The organism is Tessaracoccus luoxuelianae, assembly GCF_055326245.1.
Genome location: NZ_JBUZNO010000012.1, coordinates 14,945 through 33,358, shown reverse-complemented (window position 1 = coordinate 33,358; position 18,414 = coordinate 14,945). Strand labels below are relative to the sequence as shown.

16 protein-coding genes are annotated in these 18,414 nt (G+C 69.8%); 12 read left to right on the top strand and 4 right to left on the bottom strand.

Annotated features, from left to right (window positions below):
- The first annotated feature begins 205 nt into the window (after positions 1 to 205).
- The 5 genes from ACZK39_RS15220 (at position 206) to rocD (ending at position 4,539) form a co-directional block, all read left to right on the top strand.
- Positions 206 to 577, top strand: coding sequence for a PadR family transcriptional regulator (locus tag ACZK39_RS15220; protein ID WP_182800393.1), 372 nt, complete (start codon positions 206 to 208; stop codon positions 575 to 577).
- A complete protein-coding gene (locus ACZK39_RS15215; protein WP_463613795.1) occupies positions 574 to 1,944 on the top strand; it encodes a permease prefix domain 1-containing protein in 1,371 nt (456 codons plus the stop codon). Before ACZK39_RS15220 ends, ACZK39_RS15215 begins: the two co-directional genes overlap by 4 nt.
- A gap of 117 nt (positions 1,945 to 2,061) precedes the next feature.
- Entirely contained in the window at positions 2,062 to 2,271 is a 210-nt protein-coding gene (locus tag ACZK39_RS15210; RefSeq protein WP_463613822.1) for a DUF1048 domain-containing protein, read from the top strand.
- Between the two features lie 178 nt (positions 2,272 to 2,449).
- Positions 2,450 to 3,301 (top strand): dimethylargininase, encoded by an 852-nt coding sequence (gene ddaH / locus ACZK39_RS15205; protein ID WP_463613794.1) that lies wholly within the window; start codon positions 2,450 to 2,452, stop codon positions 3,299 to 3,301.
- Positions 3,298 to 4,539 (top strand): ornithine--oxo-acid transaminase, encoded by a 1,242-nt coding sequence (rocD, locus tag ACZK39_RS15200; RefSeq protein WP_463613793.1) that lies wholly within the window; start codon positions 3,298 to 3,300, stop codon positions 4,537 to 4,539. The genes ddaH and rocD overlap by 4 nt, the downstream gene beginning before the upstream one ends.
- Before the next feature lie 72 nt (positions 4,540 to 4,611).
- On the opposite strand, the gene ACZK39_RS15195 is transcribed toward rocD, so the two are convergent.
- On the bottom strand, positions 4,612 to 6,270 hold the full coding sequence (locus ACZK39_RS15195) for an FAD-dependent oxidoreductase (RefSeq protein WP_463613792.1): 1,659 nt from the start codon (positions 6,268 to 6,270) through the stop codon (positions 4,612 to 4,614).
- Positions 6,271 to 6,400: 130 nt separating this feature from the next.
- On the opposite strand from ACZK39_RS15195, the gene ACZK39_RS15190 reads away from it, so the two are divergent.
- On the top strand, positions 6,401 to 7,813 hold the full coding sequence (locus tag ACZK39_RS15190) for a two-component system sensor histidine kinase NtrB (protein WP_463613791.1): 1,413 nt from the start codon (positions 6,401 to 6,403) through the stop codon (positions 7,811 to 7,813).
- A 132-nt stretch (positions 7,814 to 7,945) separates the two neighbouring features.
- On the opposite strand, the gene ACZK39_RS15185 is transcribed toward ACZK39_RS15190, so the two are convergent.
- Complete coding sequence (locus ACZK39_RS15185) at positions 7,946 to 8,467, bottom strand: hypothetical protein (protein WP_463613790.1); 522 nt, start codon at positions 8,465 to 8,467, stop codon at positions 7,946 to 7,948.
- Between the two features lie 285 nt (positions 8,468 to 8,752).
- On the opposite strand from ACZK39_RS15185, the gene ACZK39_RS15180 reads away from it, so the two are divergent.
- From ACZK39_RS15180 to ACZK39_RS15170, 3 genes are read left to right on the top strand one after another with little or no spacing between them, the layout of a single operon-like run.
- On the top strand, positions 8,753 to 9,517 hold the full coding sequence (locus ACZK39_RS15180; protein WP_463613789.1) for a 3-ketoacyl-ACP reductase: 765 nt from the start codon (positions 8,753 to 8,755) through the stop codon (positions 9,515 to 9,517).
- A gap of 10 nt (positions 9,518 to 9,527) precedes the next feature.
- Positions 9,528 to 11,651, top strand: coding sequence for an FAD-binding protein (locus ACZK39_RS15175; protein WP_463613788.1), 2,124 nt, complete (start codon positions 9,528 to 9,530; stop codon positions 11,649 to 11,651).
- 9 nt (positions 11,652 to 11,660) lie between these two features.
- The gene (locus ACZK39_RS15170) at positions 11,661 to 12,302 is read left to right on the top strand and encodes an MFS transporter (RefSeq protein WP_463613787.1); all 642 of its coding nucleotides are present in this window, start codon (positions 11,661 to 11,663) and stop codon (positions 12,300 to 12,302) included.
- Here the strand turns inward: ACZK39_RS15170 and ACZK39_RS15165 are convergent.
- On the bottom strand, positions 12,282 to 12,713 hold the full coding sequence (locus tag ACZK39_RS15165; protein WP_182783267.1) for a hypothetical protein: 432 nt from the start codon (positions 12,711 to 12,713) through the stop codon (positions 12,282 to 12,284). The genes ACZK39_RS15170 and ACZK39_RS15165 overlap by 21 nt on opposite strands.
- A gap of 137 nt (positions 12,714 to 12,850) precedes the next feature.
- Between ACZK39_RS15165 and ACZK39_RS15160 the strand changes: the two genes are divergently transcribed.
- Both ACZK39_RS15160 and ACZK39_RS15155 read left to right on the top strand, forming a co-directional pair.
- On the top strand, positions 12,851 to 14,569 hold the full coding sequence (locus tag ACZK39_RS15160; protein ID WP_463613786.1) for a sensor histidine kinase: 1,719 nt from the start codon (positions 12,851 to 12,853) through the stop codon (positions 14,567 to 14,569).
- A complete protein-coding gene (locus ACZK39_RS15155; protein WP_463613785.1) occupies positions 14,566 to 15,219 on the top strand; it encodes a response regulator transcription factor in 654 nt (217 codons plus the stop codon). The genes ACZK39_RS15160 and ACZK39_RS15155 overlap by 4 nt, the downstream gene beginning before the upstream one ends.
- 83 nt (positions 15,220 to 15,302) lie before the next feature.
- On the opposite strand, the gene ACZK39_RS15150 is transcribed toward ACZK39_RS15155, so the two are convergent.
- On the bottom strand, positions 15,303 to 16,910 hold the full coding sequence (locus ACZK39_RS15150; protein ID WP_463613784.1) for a gamma-glutamyltransferase family protein: 1,608 nt from the start codon (positions 16,908 to 16,910) through the stop codon (positions 15,303 to 15,305).
- A 235-nt stretch (positions 16,911 to 17,145) separates the two neighbouring features.
- On the opposite strand from ACZK39_RS15150, the gene ACZK39_RS15145 reads away from it, so the two are divergent.
- On the top strand, positions 17,146 to 18,390 hold the full coding sequence (locus tag ACZK39_RS15145; RefSeq protein ID WP_463613783.1) for an ATP-binding protein: 1,245 nt from the start codon (positions 17,146 to 17,148) through the stop codon (positions 18,388 to 18,390).
- Positions 18,391 to 18,414: the final 24 nt, after the last annotated feature.

The following is an 18,414-nucleotide window of genomic DNA, read 5'->3' as shown; positions in this document are numbered from 1 at the left end:
GCTGTGGGCTGCCGCGCCGGAGCTTGGACTGGCAACGCTGGTAAGCACCGCCCTGGCCGCGGGCGTGGTCGCGGTGGTCATCGCCCGCCGACATCGCGAGAGGCGGTCCTAGAACCGCGGCGCACGCTCGCGACAACAGCCCACACCTTGCACCTCTAGGCATTGTTGCGATACCTTGCAGTTCTAGGCTTCGAGGGAGTGCGTGATGAGGGTAGGTAAAGATCTGGTGGCGGCGGCGGCGACGCCGCTCGTCCTGGGGATCCTCGCCGAGGGCGAGTCATACGGGTACGCGATCCTGAAACGCGTCGGCGAGTTGTCCGGCGGCGAACTCGCCTGGACCGAGGGCATGCTCTACCCCCTCCTCCACCGCCTCGAGCGCCTCGGCTACGTCGAGGCCGGCTGGCACACCTCCACCGAGGGGCGCCGGCGCAAGCACTACCGGATCACGGCCGACGGCAGGGCCGCGTTGGCCGAGCACGGTGAGCAGTGGCGCGTAGTGAGCGAGGCGCTGCGGCAGGTGTGGACCGCAGCGGCCGCCCACCCCGGCAGCCTCGTCGTGGGAGGTGCCCCCGCATGAGCGCGCAGCACATCCCCGGCGTCGAGGCGCGCATCGAGTCGTGGCGCGGCTTCGTCGGACGCCGCGCAGCGATCAGCACGGCCGACGTCGACGAGCTGGAGTCGCACCTGCGCGACGAGATGGCCGACCTGCGCGGCGTCGGGTTGTCCGACGACGAGGCGTTCCTCATCGCCGTCGGGCGCCTGGGAGAGGTGGACGCGCTGTCGCGCGAGTACGCCCAGGAGCACTCGGACAGGCTGTGGAAGCAGTTGGTGGTGGGCTCGGCGGACTCCGCCACCGACGGTCGACGGGGGCTCGGGGTGGCGCTGGGCCTGGGTGTCGCGGCGGCTGTCGCGGTGAAGGTCCCCGCGCTGTTCGGGATCGGGCTGGAGGAGAATCCGGAGCACTACGTCAAGAACCTCCCCCTCCTGGTGCTGCCCTTCCTGGCCGGCTTCTTCGTGTGGCGCGCCGCCGTCGAGCCGCGGATGCGGGCCCGACTTCTGGCGCTGGTGGGCGTGGCGGTGGTGGTATCCGCGCTGGTCCTGAACCTCTATCCGTTCGCCGCCGAGTCGGCCACCGAGATCCTGGCCGCGCTCCACCTCCCCATCGCCCTGTGGTTGCTGCTCGGAGTGGCGCACGCCGGCGGCGACTGGCGCTCGGACCGGGCCCGGATGGACTACGTCCGGTTCACGGGCGAGTGGTTCATCTACTACGTGCTGATCGGGATGGGCGGCGGGGTTCTGCTGGGGCTCACCGCCGGCGTGTTCAGCACCATCGGGGTGGACACGGAGACCGCCATCTTCTCGTGGGTCCTCCCGTGCGGCGCGGCCGGGGCCGTGCTGGTGGCGGCCTGGCTGGTGGGCGCCAAGCAGGGCGTCATCGAGAACATGGCACCGGTCCTGACAAGGGTGTTCACGCCCCTTTTCGCCGTGATGCTGCTGGCGTTCGGGGCGGCCGCGATCTGGCAGGGCGACCTACGCACCGTGGACCGCGAGCTGCTCATCGTCTTCGATCTGGTGCTCATCGTGGTGCTGGCACTGCTGCTCTACTCGGTGTCGGCCCGCGACCCGCTGACCCCGCCGGGCGCCTTCGAGTGGCTTCAGGTTGTGCTGCTCGGAAGCGCGATCGTCGTCGATGCCTACGTGCTGGTGGCGATGCTGGGCCGCATCGGCGCCTTCGGGTTCAGCCCCAACAAGGTGGCCTCGCTGGGCTTGAACGCACTGCTGCTGGTCAACCTCGTCGGGTCCGTGGTCCTGCTGGTCGGCTTCCTGCGGGGTCGTCGCCCCTACGCCGATCTCGAGCGTTGGCAGACGGGCTATCTGCCGGTGTATCTGGCCTGGGCGGTCGTGGTTGGCGTGGCGTTCGGGCCGGTGTTCGCCTGGGCGTGATCCAGGATGGCTCAATGGTTGTCGCGAGCCGCGACGACCAGGCCGCGCACCACTTCGACGAGCGTCCTGATGGGTTCGGGCTCGGTTCCCGAGCCTTGAGCCAGCGCCGCGAAGGCGCTGCAGCGGTATCTCACGTACTACGGGGGCGTCACCGACGGCGCCACCCTCATGACGATGATGGGCGACCATGTCGAGCTCTGGGAACGCGCCGCGGTGGACGGCACGCCGGTGCGCGCGATCGTGGGCGAGGACCCCGTCGAGTTCGCCGAGACGTTCGTTCAGGCCTACAGCGGCCGGCAGTGGATCGACAGGGAGGCGCCCGCCTGATCGAGGCGATCGACGTCGCGGAGCGTGGAGGATCGAAGTGAACCTCCTGGGCGGCCCGTTCGATGGAATAATGGAGCCAGGCGTGCTCGTGTCGCCTCTTCCTCGCGGCTCGGCCGCGGGTCGAAGTGCCGCCGGGCCCCAGGACAGCGTCCGCCGTCCGCACTCGGTGGGGAGCAAGATGCCTTCTCAAGACCGGATCCAACAGCGTCGCCGGTACCTGATGTGCCGGCCGGACTACTTCACCGTCAGTAACGAGATCAATCCCTGGATGAACCGGACGCGGGCCACCGACACGGCCAAGGCGGTGCGGCAGTGGCAGGAGCTCCACGACACGTACCTGAGGCTGGGGCATGAGGTTGAGCTCATCGACCCGATCCCGGGCCTGGACGACATGGTCTACACGGCCAACGGTGGACTCACCATCGACGGCGTGGCCCTGGGCGCCAGGTTCGCCGTGGGAGAGCGTCGGGCTGAGGAACAACCGTTCCGGGAGTGGTTCGCGGCCCACGGGTTCGAGGTCGTGGAACCGCTCGCCACTCAGGAGGGCGAAGGCGACCTCCTGCTGGTGGGCGAGACGATCCTCGCCGGCTACGGCTTCCGGTCGCAACTGGACAGCCACGCCGAGGTCGCGGACGTGTTCAGACGCGAGGTGGTCTCGCTGCGGCTGGTGAACCCGATCTACTACCACCTCGACACGGCCGTCTGCGTCCTCGACCCGGTGCAGGGCCCGGGCGGTGTCGAGAAGGCGAACATCGCCTACCTGCCGTCGGCCTTCGACCAGCGCGGCCAGCGCGAGCTCCTGGAGAGGTTCCCAGACGCGATCCGCGTCCCCGCCGCCGATCCCGCGAGCCTCGAGCTCAACGCGGTTAGCGACGGCCGCAACGTCGTCCTGTCGCCGCCCGTCACCCGCCTCGACGCCCAGTTGCGCGAGCGCGGCTACCACCCGATCCACGTCGACGTGTCCGAGCTGCACCTCGGCGGCGGCGGGATCAAATGCTGCACCCTGACCCTGCGAGGAGGCAGACCATGAGCACCAAGACGAATCCCGACACAGCGACGACGCACTTAATCCACGAGGAAAGCGAGCATCTGGCACACAACTACGACCCACTCCCGGTGGTCGTCTCGACCGCCGAGGACGTCTGGGTGACCGATGTCGAGGGCAGGCGCTACCTCGACCTGCTGTCGGCCTACTCCGCCCTCAATTTCGGGCACCGCCACCCCGAGCTGGTGACAGCGGCCGTCGAGCAGATCGGTCGGGTCACCCTGACCAGCCGGGCGTTCCACAACGACCAGCTCGGGGCCTTCGCCACGGCCCTCGCCGAGCTGTGCGGCAAGGACCTCGTCCTACCGATGAACACCGGCGCGGAAGCCGTCGAGACCGGCATCAAAGCCGCCCGCGCCTGGGCCTACCGCGTCAAGGGGGTGCCCACCGACGCCGCACGGATCATCGTGGCCGCTGGCAACTTCCACGGCCGCACCACCACCATCGTCGGGTTCAGCGACGACCCCCTCGCCCGGGACGGGTTCGGGCCGCCCACCCCCGGTTTCGACATCGTGGCGTACGGCGACGCCGCGGCGATCGAGGCGGCCATCGACGACCACACCGCAGCCGTGCTCATCGAGCCCATCCAGGGCGAGGCCGGCGTCATCATCCCGCCGCCCGGCTACCTGCGTGAAGTCCGCGAGCTCTGCACGCAGCACAACGTGCTCCTCATCGCCGACGAGATCCAGTCCGGCCTCGGCCGCGTCGGGACCACCTTCGCGTGCGACCGCGAGGGGGTCGTCCCCGACCTCTACCTGCTGGGCAAGGCACTGGGCGGCGGCATCCTGCCCGTCTCGGCCGTCGTCGGCGACCGTGACGTCCTCGGGGTGTTGCGTCCCGGCGAGCACGGGTCGACGTTCGGCGGGAATCCGCTCGCCGCGGCGGTCGGGCTGCGGGTGGTTGAGCTGCTACGGACCGGCGAGTTCCAGGAGCGCGCCACGGCCCTCGGGCATCACCTCAAGGGCCTCCTCGACGACCTGCTGGGCCACGGCCTGACCGAGGTGCGGGTGGCCGGCCTCTGGGCGGGCGTCGACGTGGAGGCGTCGCGCGGCACGGGCCGCGACGTGGCGCTGAGGCTGCTGGAGCGCGGCGTGCTGGTCAAAGACACCCACGGCCAGACCGTGCGCATCGCACCGCCCTTGACGATCGAGGCGGCCGACCTGGACTGGGCGGTCGAACAGCTCAAGCTCGCCCTGGGGTCGAGCCGACCGCCCCGAACGTGAGGCCGGAGAGCTAGCTGGCAGGTCTGATACCGACTACGTGACCAGACCTGCCAATGAGCCGCCGGGTTGTGGTCAGAGGCCCACACTCGTGCGGTACTGCCAGACGGTGAGCACCGCGGATGCGCCCTCGCCGACGGCCGTCGCAACCCTCTTGGCGGACCCGTGACGGACGTCCCCGACCGCGAAGACGCCCGGGACGCTCGTCTCGAGCAGGAACGGGTCGCGTTCGAGGGGCCAGGCGCAATCGTTCTGACCTGCTACGTCCGGGCCGGTCAGGATGAACCCGCGGTCGTCGCTGGCGATCACACCCGTGAGCCACTGGGTGCGTGGCCGTGCGCCGATGAACACGAAGAGCGCGGTGGTGGGCTCGCTCACGGACTCGCCGGTCGCGGTGTCGCGGATGATCAAGTGCTCGAGGTGATCCTCACCTGATGCCCCCACCACGCTGGCGCCCAGCCGGACGGTGATGTTGGGGGTGTGCGCGATCTGTTCGACGAGGTAATGCGACATCCCGGCCGCGAGGCTCTGTCCGCGGACGAGCATCGTGACGCTGCGCGCCACGGTCGACAGGTGCATCGCGGCTTGTCCAGCCGAGTTCGCCCCACCGGCGACGAAGACGTCCTCCCCGGCGGTCGCGGACACCTCGGACAGTCCGGCACCGTAGTAGACGCCCCTGCCCACGAGGCTGTCCAGGCCGGGCGCGTCGAGCCTCACGTAGGACACGCCGGTGGCGAGGACGATCGAATGGGCGCCGAGCTCGGTCCCGTCCGAGAGGCTCACCCCTAGGGACCCGGGTGTGGTCCGCAGCGCTGAGACCTCCTGCGTCAGCAACAGCTCGACGCCGAAACGCTTGGCCTGAGTCGTCGCCCTGCGGGCCAGGTCGCCGCCGGACAGCCCAGACGGGAAGCCGAGATAGTTCTCGATGCGTGAGCTCATCCCCGCCTGTCCACCGGTGGCCTCCCGTTCGACGAGGACGGTGCTCAATCCCTCGGAAGCGCCGTAGACGGCGGCCGCGAGCCCGGCGGGGCCACCGCCGACGATGAGCAGGTCGTAGACCGGCACCTCGGCGTGGCCGCGCAGCCCCAGGGTCTCGGCGATCTGCTCAGGGGACGGCTGCTGGAGCACGACTCCGTCGGAGAAGATGACGACCGGGGACTGCGCCCCCTCACCGACGAGGGCGAGCAGCTCCGCGGCGTGGGGGTCGGTGGCAAGGTCGAACCACTGATACGGCACTTGATTCCGGGCCAGGAAGTCACGCACCGCGTGGGACTCCGCCGACCACCGGTGCCCGATCACCCGAACCCCCTCGAACGGCGGGCGGTGAGCCGCGAGCCAATCGTCGAGCAGGTCGTCGAGCACCGGATACAACCGCTGCTCGGGCGGATCCCACGGCTTGATGAGGTAGTAGTCCAGCTGGACTTCGTTGATGGCCATGATGGCCGACTCGGTGTCGGCGTAGGCCGTCAGCAGCACCCGTTTCGCGTCCGGATAGAGCTCCTTGGCGCGTGAGAGGAGTTCCACGCCTGACATCTCGGGCATGCGCTGGTCCACCAGCAGAAGGGCGACGGATTCGCTGGCCAACTTGAGCTGCCGCAGCACCTCGAGTGCCCGGCCGCCCGAATCCGCCCGAATGACACGGAACCGCTCCCCGAAGCCCTGCCGAACGTCATGAGCCACTGCTTGCAGGACCTCCGCGTCGTCATCGACCGCGAGGATGATCGGTTTCGCCATTGCCACCTCCCCCGACGGCGGTCCCGGTCGTCCCGGGCCACTGGTGCCGTCGCCGTTGCGTTCCTATCCTTGGACGGACTGGGCACCGTGTCCAGTAACAATCCGGAGAACCGGAAAGGCGTGGGGCAACATGTCCGAGCCGAACCAGAACCAGGCCCACCTCCAGCTTGCCGAGAGCGAAGAGCGCTACCGGGCCGCCATCGACAATGCGCACGACATGATTCAGAGCGTCCGCCCGGATGGCACCTTCGAATTCGTCAACAAGGCCTGGCTCGACACCCTCGGCTACACCCCCGACGAGGTGAGCGCACTCGACATGTGGGACACGATCCACGACAGCTCGCTCGAGCACTGCCAGCTCTACTTCGGCAAGGCGCTCGGGGGAGAGTCCATCCCCTACATGGAGGCGGTCTTCAGGACGAAGTCCGGAGATCCCGTGCCGGTCGAGGGAAGCGTCACGAACCGCTACATGAGCGGCACGATCATCGCCACCCACGGCTTCTTCCGCAACATCAGCGAGCGCCTTCACGCCGAGGAACTGGAGCGCCGCAACGCCGCGCTGATCCTCGACGAGAAGGCCCGCTATCTGGAGAAAATGGCCGCCCTCGGCAAGCTCTCCGCCGGACTCACCCACGAATTGAACAATCCCGCCGCCGCGGTGAGCCGCGCGAGCGCCCGGCTCACCGCGGCCCTCACCCAACGGGACGAAGCGCTGACCACCCTCGTCTCCCAGGGCATCACCAAGGACCAGTGCCGCCTGCTCACCGCACTCGCCCTCCCACCGGTGCCCGCACCCGGGGAACAGCTCGGCCCCCTCGATCGGGACCGCCGAGAAGGTGAGATCGAGCAGGTGCTCGATGATCTCGGAGTGCCCCAGGGCTGGTCGCTGGGCCCCGGACTGGCCGAAGCCGGGCAGACGGTCGCCTCGATCCGGGACCTCGCGGGCCAGGTGGCCGGCGCCGACCTGGTGCACATGCTGACCTGGATCAGCGCGACGAACGCGACGCGCGAGTCGGTCGAGGTTCTGGTGCGCAGCAGCCACAGAATCACCGAGATCGTCCAGGCCGTCAAGGGCTACACCCACATGGACCGCGCCGCCGAGCAGCGCGTCGACCTCCACGACGGCATCGAGAGCACACTGACGATCCTCAACCACGCCCTCCGAGACGTCACCGTGAAGCGCGAGTTCGACCGCGCGCTTCCGCAGCTCCGGGTCCACGGCAACACGCTCAACCAGGTGTGGACGAACATCCTCGATAACGCCGCGGGCGCTGCGGCCGGCTCGGGAACAGTCACGATCCGCACCCGCCGCGACGGCGACCACGCTGTCGTCGAGATCGAGGACGACGGCCCAGGCGTCCCCGCGGAGAACCTCCACCGGATCTTCGAACCCTTCTTCACGACCAAGCCGCAGGGCGTCGGCACCGGCCTCGGCCTCGACACCGCGTGGCGCATCGTGACACAGGAGCACGGCGGAACGATCGGTGTGGAGTCGCGGCCCGGCCGCACGGTCTTCAGAGTGACCCTTCCCCTCGACACCTGAAGCAAGCACCCAACTGCGCCCGGGGCGCATCGTCGCTTCATTCTCGGAGTCGCCGGGCCGTGACTGATGCCGCGGGCGGGTCGGTCACGTGCGACGACCTGCTGACTGGAGCCGACGCCCTGGGCTGACCCGCTACTTGACCAGTGCCTTGAGCAGGACGAGAGCCAGCCCGAGCAACGAGGTGATGAGGGCGCCGAGGAGCCGGGCCTGCGGTCGCGGACTCCAAGACGCGACGCCGAGCCAGCCGAGGATGCCGAGGACCACGACGGCAACCCAGAGGGTTCCCCAGATCGCGTTCTGGTCGCTGATGAGGCCGAACGTCCCCATGGTGAGCACCACGAGCGGGATCACCCCGGCAACGAGCATGCCCCAGGAATGATCGAGCGCGTCACGGGTGGCCCTGATCGCGCGCGTCCGCCACGGGGTGTCGCCCTCATACTCATCGCCGAGGTGGGCGACGGCGCCGGCGTAGACGTGCGCGGCCCAGAACACCACCAACGTGGCGATCACCTTGACCAGCACGTCCCACGACGCTTCGTCGCTGTTGCCGAGGATCACGACGAGGCCGGCCACCAGGATGACGCCGTGGATGGCCGGTTCGCTGACGATGATCCTGGCGATCGATCCCGCGACGCTGGCCGTTGCCCCGGCCATCAGGCGGCGCCGCCTGAGCGGAGCGGCTGGACTCGTATGAAGCAGGCCGGGGACGAGTGGCCCGGGTCCGGGGTGGCGGTGCGCACGTGTGGGCTCCTGTCGCTGATGAGTGCACTTGCCCGTCTACACCAGGCCAGTGAGATGAGGGTACTGCCGCCGTCCCGCGTCAGCGTGGGGCCCTTCGGAACCACCCTCGGCACGCATCAGCGACGGTCGCGCCACAGGTGTGACCCACGGGTGGGAAAACGCTTGCCAAAGCTCGGGGATCCAGCAACAATGGCTGACATGAATCGTGTCGCCGTGGTCACGGGAGGTAGCAGAGGCATCGGCCTCGGCATCTCGCAGGCCCTCATCAGCCAGAACTTCCGTGTGGCGGTGGTCGCCACCCGCCCCGAACCCGATGGCCTCATCGAAGGGCTTGGCGGGCAGGACAAGGCGGCCTACTTTCAGGGCCGCGTCGACGACGTCGACTCCCACGCGGGCCTGGTCGCAAGCATCGTCGCCCGGTTCGGCCGGATCGACGTCCTGGTCAACAACGCCGGCGTCGCACCGGAGGAACGCCGCGACCTGCTGGAGGCCACCCCTGAGAGCTACGACCGGGTGATGGGGATCAACCTTCGCGGACCCTACTTCCTGACCCAGGCCGTCGCCCGGCAGATGCTGGCTCAGGCCGTGGAGGCCGACGCCCCCGTGCGGGGCACCATCATCAACGTCTCCTCGATCTCGGCCACGACGGTGTCCATCAACCGCGGCGAGTACTGCCTCTCCAAGGCCGGCGTCTCCATGGCCACCCGGCTGTGGGCGGCGCGGCTCGCACCCGAGGCGATCCCCGTCTACGAGGTCCGCCCCGGCGTCATCGCCACAGACATGACCGCCGGCGTGACGGAACGCTACGACGCCCTGTTCGCCCAGGGCCTCGCGCCGATGCCCCGGTGGGGCCAGGCCTCGGATGTGGGCAGCGCCGTCGCCGCCCTCTCCAAGGGCGCCATGCCCTACAGCACCGGAGACGTCATCCACGTCGACGGTGGCATGCACCTCCCACGACTCTGAAGGACCTGGCGTGACCGCTCCCACCCTGACCCACGTGACCCTCGGCGCCGAGCGCGTGCCTGTCATCACCACCACCAGTCTGGTCATCGGCACCGGCTCGGCCGGGTACTGCGCCGCGGAGCGGCTGGCCGGGTTCGGCGCCCCCGACGTGGTGATGGTGGCTGACAAGATCCGCGCCGGGGCGTCGCGCAACGCGGGCTCCGACAAGCAGACCTACTACAAGCTGACCCTGTCCGGGAGCGAGCCGGACTCGGTGCGCTCGATGGCGGAGACGCTGTTCAGCGGCGGGTCCATGGACGGTGACAACGCACTGGCCGAGGCGGCCCTCAGCGCACGCTGCTTCTACCACCTCATCGAGGCGGGGGTCCCGTTCCCGGCCAACCACTCCGGCGAGTTCGTCGGCTACAAAACCGACCACGACCCGCGCCAGCGTGCCACCTCCGTCGGGCCGTTCACCAGCAAATCGATGGTGGAGTCCCTCGAGGCACGCATCCGCGCCCTCGACATCCCGGTCATCGGGAACTGCCGGCTCATCGACCTCCTCGCCGAGGACGGCGAGATCCGCGGGGCACTGTTCCTGCGCACCGACGTCGGCACCAGCCGCAATCCGGCCCAGGAGGAGGAGACCGTCGAAACCAACCTCGGCGAGACACCAGCCCCGGAGCCGAGCGGCACCTTCGTCCAGCAGCTGGCGAGGGAAACCTCACGCTTCCTGCTGATCCGCGCCACCAACGTCGTCCAGGCCACCGGCGGACCCGCCGGCATGTACGCCGACTCCGTCTTCCCGCACGGCCAATGGGGAGGCGCCGGAGCCGCTCTGCGCAACGGCGCCCGCGGCCACAACCTCACAGAGTGGCAGTTCGGCTTGGCGTCGATCAAGCCCCGCTGGAACGTGTCCGGGACCTACATGCAGGTGGTGCCGCGGTTCGTGTCCACGGACGCCGACGGCGGCGACGAGCGCGAATTCCTCTCCGACGTCATTGCCGACCAGAACCTGCTGGCCAGCCTCGTGTTCCTCAAGGGCTACCAGTGGCCCTTCGACATCCGCAAGGCGCGTGACGGGTCCAGCATCATCGACCTGCTCGTCTACCGCGAGACGGCCATGCGCGGCCGACGCGTCTTCCTCGACTTCCGCAGCAATCCGGCGGGCGACCTGGACGCTGCGCAGCTCGACGAGCAGGCCCGCGTCTACCTCGAGCGCGCAGGTGCGGCAGATCTCGCCGGCACCACGCCCATCCAGCGGCTGCGGCACATGAACGACCCGTCCTACCAGTTCTACCTGGGCCGCAACCCGGGCGTCGACCTGGAGAAGGACATGCTGGAGATCGCGGTGTGCGCCCAGCACAACAACGGCGGCATCGCCGTCGACGACTGGTGGCACTCCTCCGTCATCGACGGCCTGTTCCCCGTCGGCGAGGCCGCCGGCGCCCACGGCGTCTACCGTCCGGGCGGGGCGGCGCTCAACTCCGGTCAGGTCGGCGCCACCCGCGCCGCCCAGTACATCGCCGCGCACCGGGCGGATCCCCCCGGCGGCGACGGTTTCGATTCAGTGGCCATCCCGAGCCTGGAAGGGGCGACGCGGCTGCTGGCCGACGCCGTCGAACGCTTCCGGTCAGGCGCCGAGGACAACACAGGCAGCCTGATCACCGAGGTCACCGAACTGATGAGCCTGAACGCCGGCCTCGTGCGCTCCCGCGCCTCCGTGCTCGCGGCGCTGGAGCAGGTCACCCAGTGGCTGGGTGGCTACGAGCAGCTCATGGTCATCGACGAGTCCTCGAGACGCAGCGTCAACCGGTTGTTCCTCATCCATGACATCCTCACGAGCCAGTACGTCTACCTTCACGCCATGAAGGACTACCTGGACCACGGCGGGAACTCCCGCGGCTCCGTCCTCTATACGGACCCCGAGGGTGACCTACCGTGGCCGGACCAGGACCTCGGCCTGCCTGAGGAGTTCCGGTTCGTCCTCGACGCCGGAGCGCTCGACGGCGTGACCCAGGAGGTGGACTGGTCCGGCGAGGGCGTGCCGGAGTTCACCTGGCGCGACGTCCGCCCCATCCCCAGTGACGACGACTTCTTCGAGAACGTGTGGCGCAGCTTCCGCACCGACCATGGGGTACCGGCGCGGGGATAGGCTCGACAGGTGGATCATGCCGTGAACCGCGAGGCGAGGGAGCCTCTCTTCACGCCCGCGTTCATCCTTCTCGGGGTCGCGGATCTGGTCTACTTCACCGCGGTTGGGGTCTCCATCCACTCCCTCCCGCTCTTCGTGACAGGCCCTGTCGGCTCAGACGAGGCCGGGGCGGGCCTGGCGTTCGGAGCCTTCGCCCTCATGGCGCTCCTGCTCCGGCCTTTCGCCGGCCGGCTCGCCGACCAGGTCGGCAGGCGGCCGCTGCTGGTCGCCGGCGCGCTGGTGGGCGCTGCAGGCCTGGCGTTGATGCCATTGGCGAAGACCCTGGCGCTGGTGGTCGCGTTTCGTCTCCTCCAGGGTGTCGGCGAGGCGGCGTTCTTCGTCGCCGGATTCGCGATGCTGGCGGATCTCGCACCTCGCGCGCGGACCGGGGAGGCGCTCAGCTACAACTCGGTCTCGTCGCCCGCGACCATGGCGTCGCCGCCGCACTGGCCGTCGCAGCGTTCCTGGCGCTGGTCGGGGCAGTCTGGACCTGGTCACTGGTACTGCGGCGTGGAGGTGCGACCCCCGGCTGACCAGGCCGAGCGTGCTGGGACGACGCCGGCCACTTCACGTCGGTGGGCCCGCCCGACCTCAGCCCGACGTCTGTGCTGACCGTGATCCGGTATCGCCGTCCCCGGTCCCCTCACGCCGGATCGAGCGTGACCACACCGCCGCCGCGAGGAGGACGGCCGCAAAGACCCAAAGGTTGATCTCGCCCCAGATCCAGCCCGGATCCGCGGGCTGGATCCACTCCACCAGGGCAACAACCGCGGCGCTGAACGCGACGCCGGCGATAATGCTGGCAAGGGCCGCCAGGACCCGGACGCCCACACGGCGCCCGGTGCTGAGCGCCAGGCCCAGGAAGAGCGCCGCCGTGAGGGATGCCACGAGACCGACCAGGAAGAGTGCGTCCTCCAGGGGGCTGAGGTTGGGGCCTCCAGCGAGGCTGACGGTGATTGCCTTGAGCGTCCAGGCACCGATGCAGAGCAGAGCGGTGACGACTGCGATACGTGATGTGTTCATGCCATCAAGAGTCCGGCCGGCCGCGCACCGGCGTCATCCCTCTCCCGGGTGATGTGCGGTGATCCGTCTTGGCCTAGCCTCGGAGTGTGACCGGGTGGGATCGAAGTGTCGCCAGGCCGGCCGGCGCGATCGCACTGATGTCGCTGGTCGTTTCCTGTGCGCTTCTCGACGCTTGGCTCGGGGAGGGCTGGTTCATCGGAGGGCCGTGGGCGCTCCTGGGCGCCGCGGCAGCCGGATACCTCCTCGGCGCCTGGTACCCGCCGCGATGGTGCGCGCTCGCCGTCGCAGGTGCCGCGGTCGGCCTGACGGTGGCCAACCAGCGTCTCCAGTCGGACGAGTTCCCCATCGCCGACGACCTGGTGTTCTTCCTTCTCGCTGTGGGGGCGCCTGCCGTCGCCGGTGCAGCGTTGTCCCGAGGGCGGGCCCAGATCGCGGATCTGGCCGAGCTCGGACGAAGGCTCCAGGAACAACGTCGGGCCGACCTTGAGGCAGCGAGACTTGAGGAGCGGGAACGGGTGGAGACGGGGGTCCACCGGCGCCTCATCGAGCAGGTCGGGGCCGTGGTGCTGCTCGCCGAAGGGGCCCGCAGCCACCCGGGGGCCCCGACGATCTCGAACGCCCTGTCGGCCATCGAGGACGCGGCGCGCGCTGCCCTGATGGAGCTGCGCGGGGCGGTGGGGGCTCTGCGCACCACCCCGGAGCCGAGCTCCTCATCCGCCCCGGAGCCACCCTCCGGAGCAGCCGGCCTGACTCAGGCACCGCCCGGGCTTCGCGACGTGGCATTGACGGTGGGGATCGGCGCCGCGATCGCCATCGAGAGCGTCGTGCGTCACCCCGGTGCTCTACCGGCCTGGGTCGGTGTGGTGGCCGCCGTGATGGCGGCAGCGCCGGTGGTGTGGCGGCGCACCAGACCGTTCGTGGTCCTGGCGTCGACGGGGGGCCTGTCTGCCACCATCACCGCGACGCTGACGCCACTGCCGCTGTACGTGACCACGCTGGCCCTGCTCGTCGTGACGGCGTATGCCGCCGGCGCCTACGGCCGCCGCATGTCCGTGGCCCTCGGGCTGGCGTGGGCGGTGCCAGCCGCCCAGGTGTTGGCCCTTCCCTCCGACCAGCGCGACCTGGAGGGCCTGCTCCCGACGCTGGTTCTGGCGACCCTGGCGGTTCTGGCCGGCCGGGTTGCGGCGGGCGCCGCGCGTCGAGCCGCCACGCTCGAGTACCAGGTGGCAGCGCTTGAGCGGGGCCGAGAGATCGAGCACCGAGCTGCCGTCGCGGCGACGCGGCTGGAGTTGGCGCGAGCCCTGCACGACTGCGTCGCCCAGGCCATGACCATCGCCTGTCTGCAGTCGTCCGCTGCGCGCCTCCCTGGCGCGGATCCGGACGCGGCACTCGTCGCGGTGCTCGCGACCGCTCGAGAGTGCATGGCGGAGCTGCGTGACCGCCTCGACGAGCTCGACGATCCGGCGTCGGCCTTCGACAGGCCAGCCCTCGACCGCCTGGCCGCCAGCGGAGGGCTGGACGTCGCGTGGTCGGTGGACCCCGCCCTGGAGCCGACCGGTCCGGTGGCCGCACTCCTGCGGCAGGTTCTTCGCGAAGCACTGACCAACGCCGCCCGCCACGCCACGGGCAGCAGGGTGCGCGTCCGGATCGAGCGGTTGCCCGGCGACCGGATCGAGGTGGAGGTCGTCGACGACGGCACCGGCCACACCCAGTTCGACCTCGGATCCCGGACCGGACTTGCAGGCCTGCGAGAGTCACTGGCCGCTCACGGCGGCACGCTGACGGCCGGACCACGGCCGGAGGGCGGCTTCCGACTGACCGCCTCCCTCCCGGCACGTGAGGAGGTGCACGCATGACCACCGTCCTTGTCGCCGACGACCAGGAATTGGTCCGCGCCGGGCTGAGGATGATCCTCGGCGCCGAGGAGGACATCGATGTGGTGGGAGAAGCGGCCGACGGCGAACAGGCCGTGCGTGCGGCCCAACGGTTGCGGCCGGACGTCGTCCTCATGGACATCCGCATGCCCGGCATCGACGGGATCGCCGCCACCCGCCGCATCACGCACGACCTCCCCGGCACGAAAGTGGTGATGCTCACGACCTTCGACCGCTCCCAGATGGTGTACGACTCGCTCCTGGCCGGGGCCACGGGATTCCTGCTGAAGGACCTGCCTCGAGAGCAGCTGGTCGCGGGGGTGAGGGCGGCCGCCCGTGGAGAGGAGTTGCTGGCGCCCCGAATCACGCGCCGCCTGATCGAGGAGTTCACCCGGGCCGGGCGGCAGGGACCGCTGCCGGGCTACGACCAGCTGACCGAGCGGGAGGCGGAGGTGCTGATCGAGGTCGCTCGGGGCCGTTCGAACCACGAGATCGCCCAGCATCTGTTCATCAGCGTCGAGACAGTGAAGACCCATGTGGCCCGCGTGCTGTCGAAGCTCGGCGTCCGCGACCGGGTGCAGGCGGTGGTCGTCGCCTACGAGTCCGGCCTCATCCGACCCGGCTCCGATTGAGCCCCTCCCCCACTGCGGATCCAGACCTGCGCACTGCGGAGACGACGCCACAGGACGGACGCCGCCGGCGCCTGGACAGCGCATCACCAGCCGAGGGGAAACCCGTCCGCGCGAGGCTCGGACCCGACGACCAGGACACTGCCGTCGTTCTCCGGGTCAAGTCTCCAGATCGCCTGGCCGCGGCCGAAGACCGCCGCGTGCGGCGCAACCACCGCGTCGTGCCCTCGCGCGCGGAGCTTCCCGACGGCGCCCGTGCCCGCAGACGCCTCAACCTGGACCCGGCCCGTCGCCGGATCCCAGAACCAGCGCGGGCGACCGAGCGCGGTCTGCGGGTCGTCGCGGCCATCAACGGTGTGGAGCACCAACTGCACGTGCCCCTGGGCCTGCATGTGCCCGCCCATGACCCCGAAGGGGCCTACCGGGGCCCCGCCGCGCGTGAGGAAACCGGGGATGATCGTGTGGAAGGGGCGCTTGCCGGGCATGAGTTCGTTGGGGTGCCCCGGCTCCAGGGAGAAGCCGGCGCCTCTGTTCTGCAGCGAGATGCCCGTGCCGGGCACGACGACCTGTGCCCCGAAGCCGTGGAAGTTGCTCTGAATGAAACTCACCATCATGCCTCCACCGTCCGCGGCGCAGAGGTACACCGTGTCTGAGGCACGCGGGTCCACCGCAACGGGGGCCAGGGCGCGGGCCCCGACGGCGGCGCGGCGCCGCGCCGCGTGGGCGGACGACAACAGGGCCTCGACAGGCACGTCGACGAGCGCAGGGTCGCCGACCAGCGCGTAGGCGTCGGCCAAGGCCAGTTTGACCGCCTCAACCTGGCGGTGCCAGTCGGCGGCTTCGGCGGGAGAGAAGCCGTCAAGCACGTTGAGGGCGATGAGCGCGGCGATCCCCTGACCGTTCGGCGGCACCTCCCAGACCTCGTGGTCGCGGAAGCGCGCGCTGATCGGCTGTATCCATTCGCTCGTGTGCCCAGCCAGATCGTCGGCCGCCAGCCCGCCGCCGCTGGTGCGTGCGAACGACACGATCCGCGCGGCGAGTTCGCCTGTGTAGAAGTCCTCGCCGCGGCTGGCCGCGATGGCGGTGAGTGTCGCGGCCATCTCGGGGCTACGCCACAACTCGCCCACGGCGGGCGCGCGCCCCCCCGGCGCGAAGAGCGGGGCGAACCCGGACGCGCTGGGCTCGTCCTGTCGCTCGGCCGCGGCCGCCACGCCCCGTTGCCACCCCCATGCGACCACCCCCGAGACCGCGAATCCTTCGGTGGCCAGCGCGATGGCCGGCTGCAGTACGTCGGAGAAGGGCAACCGCCCGAACCGGCCGTGCAGGTCCGCCCACGCGCGAACGGCGCCCGGGACAGTCACTGCCTCCCAGCCCAGCAGAGGCATGGTCGCCCGCCCTTGGCCTCGGAGGCGGGCGGCCGAAGCAGACGCCGGAGCCCGGCCGGACCCGTTGAGGCCGTGCAGACGTTCTCCGTCCCAGACAAGGGCGAAGGCGTCCGAGCCCAACCCGTTGCTGCACGGCTCCACCACGGGAAGGCACGCCGCCATCGCCACGGCGGCATCCACCGCGTTGCCGCCGGCGCGCAGGATCGTGAGACCGGCTTCGGCGGCCAGTGGCTGCGAGGTGGCGACGGCGCCCCGGCGAGCGAACAGGGGCTGGCGGCGTCCGGGTTCCGCGAGGACTGATAGGCGCATGGTCAGCGGCCTCCCGCAGTCGTGCTGGTGGTGTGGTCTATCGGCCGACACTAGCCCACCCCGCCGACGGGATGTATCGCCCAGTTTGCGGGCATTTGCCAGTGCCCTTGCCCTCTCGATTGGGCGAGGGCGGAACCTCTCTGCGAGACCCGCATCGAGAGGTCTGCTAAAATGACATCAGCATGCCTGCTGATGTGACATCAGATGGCCGGAAGGGTGAATGTCCTGAATGTCCATGAGCGTTGAAGACGTCTACATCCCGCGCTACGTCGACGGGACGCTCGACGCGCTCCTCGCGGAACTGCCAGCATTGATGCTGACCGGACCGCGCGGCTGCGGCAAAACAACCACCGCGTTGCGCAGGGCGGCGTCCGTGATGCGCCTGGACCGCCCCGATGAGGCGGCCGCATTCCGGGCAGCCCCGGACGCCGTGCTCGCCGCCCAACCCACGCCGGTCCTGATTGACGAGTGGCAGGTCGTCCCTGAGTCGATGGGTGCGGTGAAACGCGCGGTCGACGCCCGCCCAGGCGCGGGCCGATTCATCCTGACCGGCAGCATCCGGGCCAGGCTGGACTCCGCCGGCTGGCCCGGCACCGGCCGCGTCGTCCCGTTGTCCATGTTTGGGCTCACCGTCGGCGAACTCCATGACCGGCACCGGGCCAAGGTCGCTCCCGAAAGGTGGTTCAGCGACGAGGACCCACCCGTGGGCACCCTCGAGGCGGCCCCCACCCTCGTCGACTATCTCGACCACGCCCTCCGCGGCGGCTTCCCCAGCGCCGTCGGCCTCAGCGAGTTCGCACGCTCGACGTGGTACGAGGGCTACATCGACCAGCTCGTCCGCCATGATGTTGCCAACCTCGCCGAGGTCCGCTCACCGGCTGGTCTCGGCGCCCTCCTGCGGGCCGTCGCCTTGAACACCGCCGGGTTGCCGTCCCTGACCACGCTCGCCGGAGCTGCGCGAATCGACCATCGGACCGCCAATGCCTACCTGGATCTGCTTGAGGACCTGCGGATCATCGAGCGCCTCCCCGCCTGGACCGCCAACCGCTTCAACCGCATGGTCAAGACCCCGAAGTATCACATCATCGACACCGGACTAGCCGCACATCTCGCAGGAGACACCCGAACCGGCATCCTGAAGAGCGGCGACCGGATCGGCCGACTGATCGACACCTTCGTCCTGGCCCAACTCCGGCCCCTGCTCAGGCTGGCCACCCCCGCAGTTACCGCACACCACGTTCGAGACGGAAACCAGACCCGCGAGATCGACCTCCTTCTCGAATCCGCCGCCGGCCAGATCGTCGGGATCGAGATCAAAGCCGCAAGCACCCTGGAGCTCCGCGACGCCAGACATCTCGCGTGGCTTCGCGACCAAATTGGAGACACGTTCCATCGCGGCATCGTCCTGCACACTGGAGCCACCAGTTACCCGCTCGGCGAACGCATTTGGGCCCTCCCCATCGCCAGCCTCTGGCAGTAACCAACTAGTGATGCCTCAAGCTCC

Bases quoted from the DNA above. Each gene is read 5' to 3' on its own strand.
- ACZK39_RS15220 (WP_182800393.1), top strand. From the start codon at position 206: ATGAGGGTAGGTAAAGATCTGGTGGCGGCGGCGGCGACGCCGCTCGTC.
- ACZK39_RS15215 (WP_463613795.1), top strand. From the start codon at position 574: ATGAGCGCGCAGCACATCCCCGGCGTCGAGGCGCGCATCGAGTCGTGG.
- ddaH (WP_463613794.1), top strand. From the start codon at position 2,450: ATGCCTTCTCAAGACCGGATCCAACAGCGTCGCCGGTACCTGATGTGC.
- rocD (WP_463613793.1), top strand. From the start codon at position 3,298: ATGAGCACCAAGACGAATCCCGACACAGCGACGACGCACTTAATCCAC.
- ACZK39_RS15195 (WP_463613792.1), bottom strand. From the start codon at position 6,270: ATGGCGAAACCGATCATCCTCGCGGTCGATGACGACGCGGAGGTCCTG.
- ACZK39_RS15190 (WP_463613791.1), top strand. From the start codon at position 6,401: ATGTCCGAGCCGAACCAGAACCAGGCCCACCTCCAGCTTGCCGAGAGC.
- ACZK39_RS15185 (WP_463613790.1), bottom strand. From the start codon at position 8,467: ATGGCCGGGGCAACGGCCAGCGTCGCGGGATCGATCGCCAGGATCATC.
- ACZK39_RS15180 (WP_463613789.1), top strand. From the start codon at position 8,753: ATGAATCGTGTCGCCGTGGTCACGGGAGGTAGCAGAGGCATCGGCCTC.
- ACZK39_RS15165 (WP_182783267.1), bottom strand. From the start codon at position 12,713: ATGAACACATCACGTATCGCAGTCGTCACCGCTCTGCTCTGCATCGGT.
- ACZK39_RS15160 (WP_463613786.1), top strand. From the start codon at position 12,851: ATGTCGCTGGTCGTTTCCTGTGCGCTTCTCGACGCTTGGCTCGGGGAG.
- ACZK39_RS15155 (WP_463613785.1), top strand. From the start codon at position 14,566: ATGACCACCGTCCTTGTCGCCGACGACCAGGAATTGGTCCGCGCCGGG.
- ACZK39_RS15150 (WP_463613784.1), bottom strand. From the start codon at position 16,910: ATGCGCCTATCAGTCCTCGCGGAACCCGGACGCCGCCAGCCCCTGTTC.
- ACZK39_RS15145 (WP_463613783.1), top strand. From the start codon at position 17,146: ATGAGCGTTGAAGACGTCTACATCCCGCGCTACGTCGACGGGACGCTC.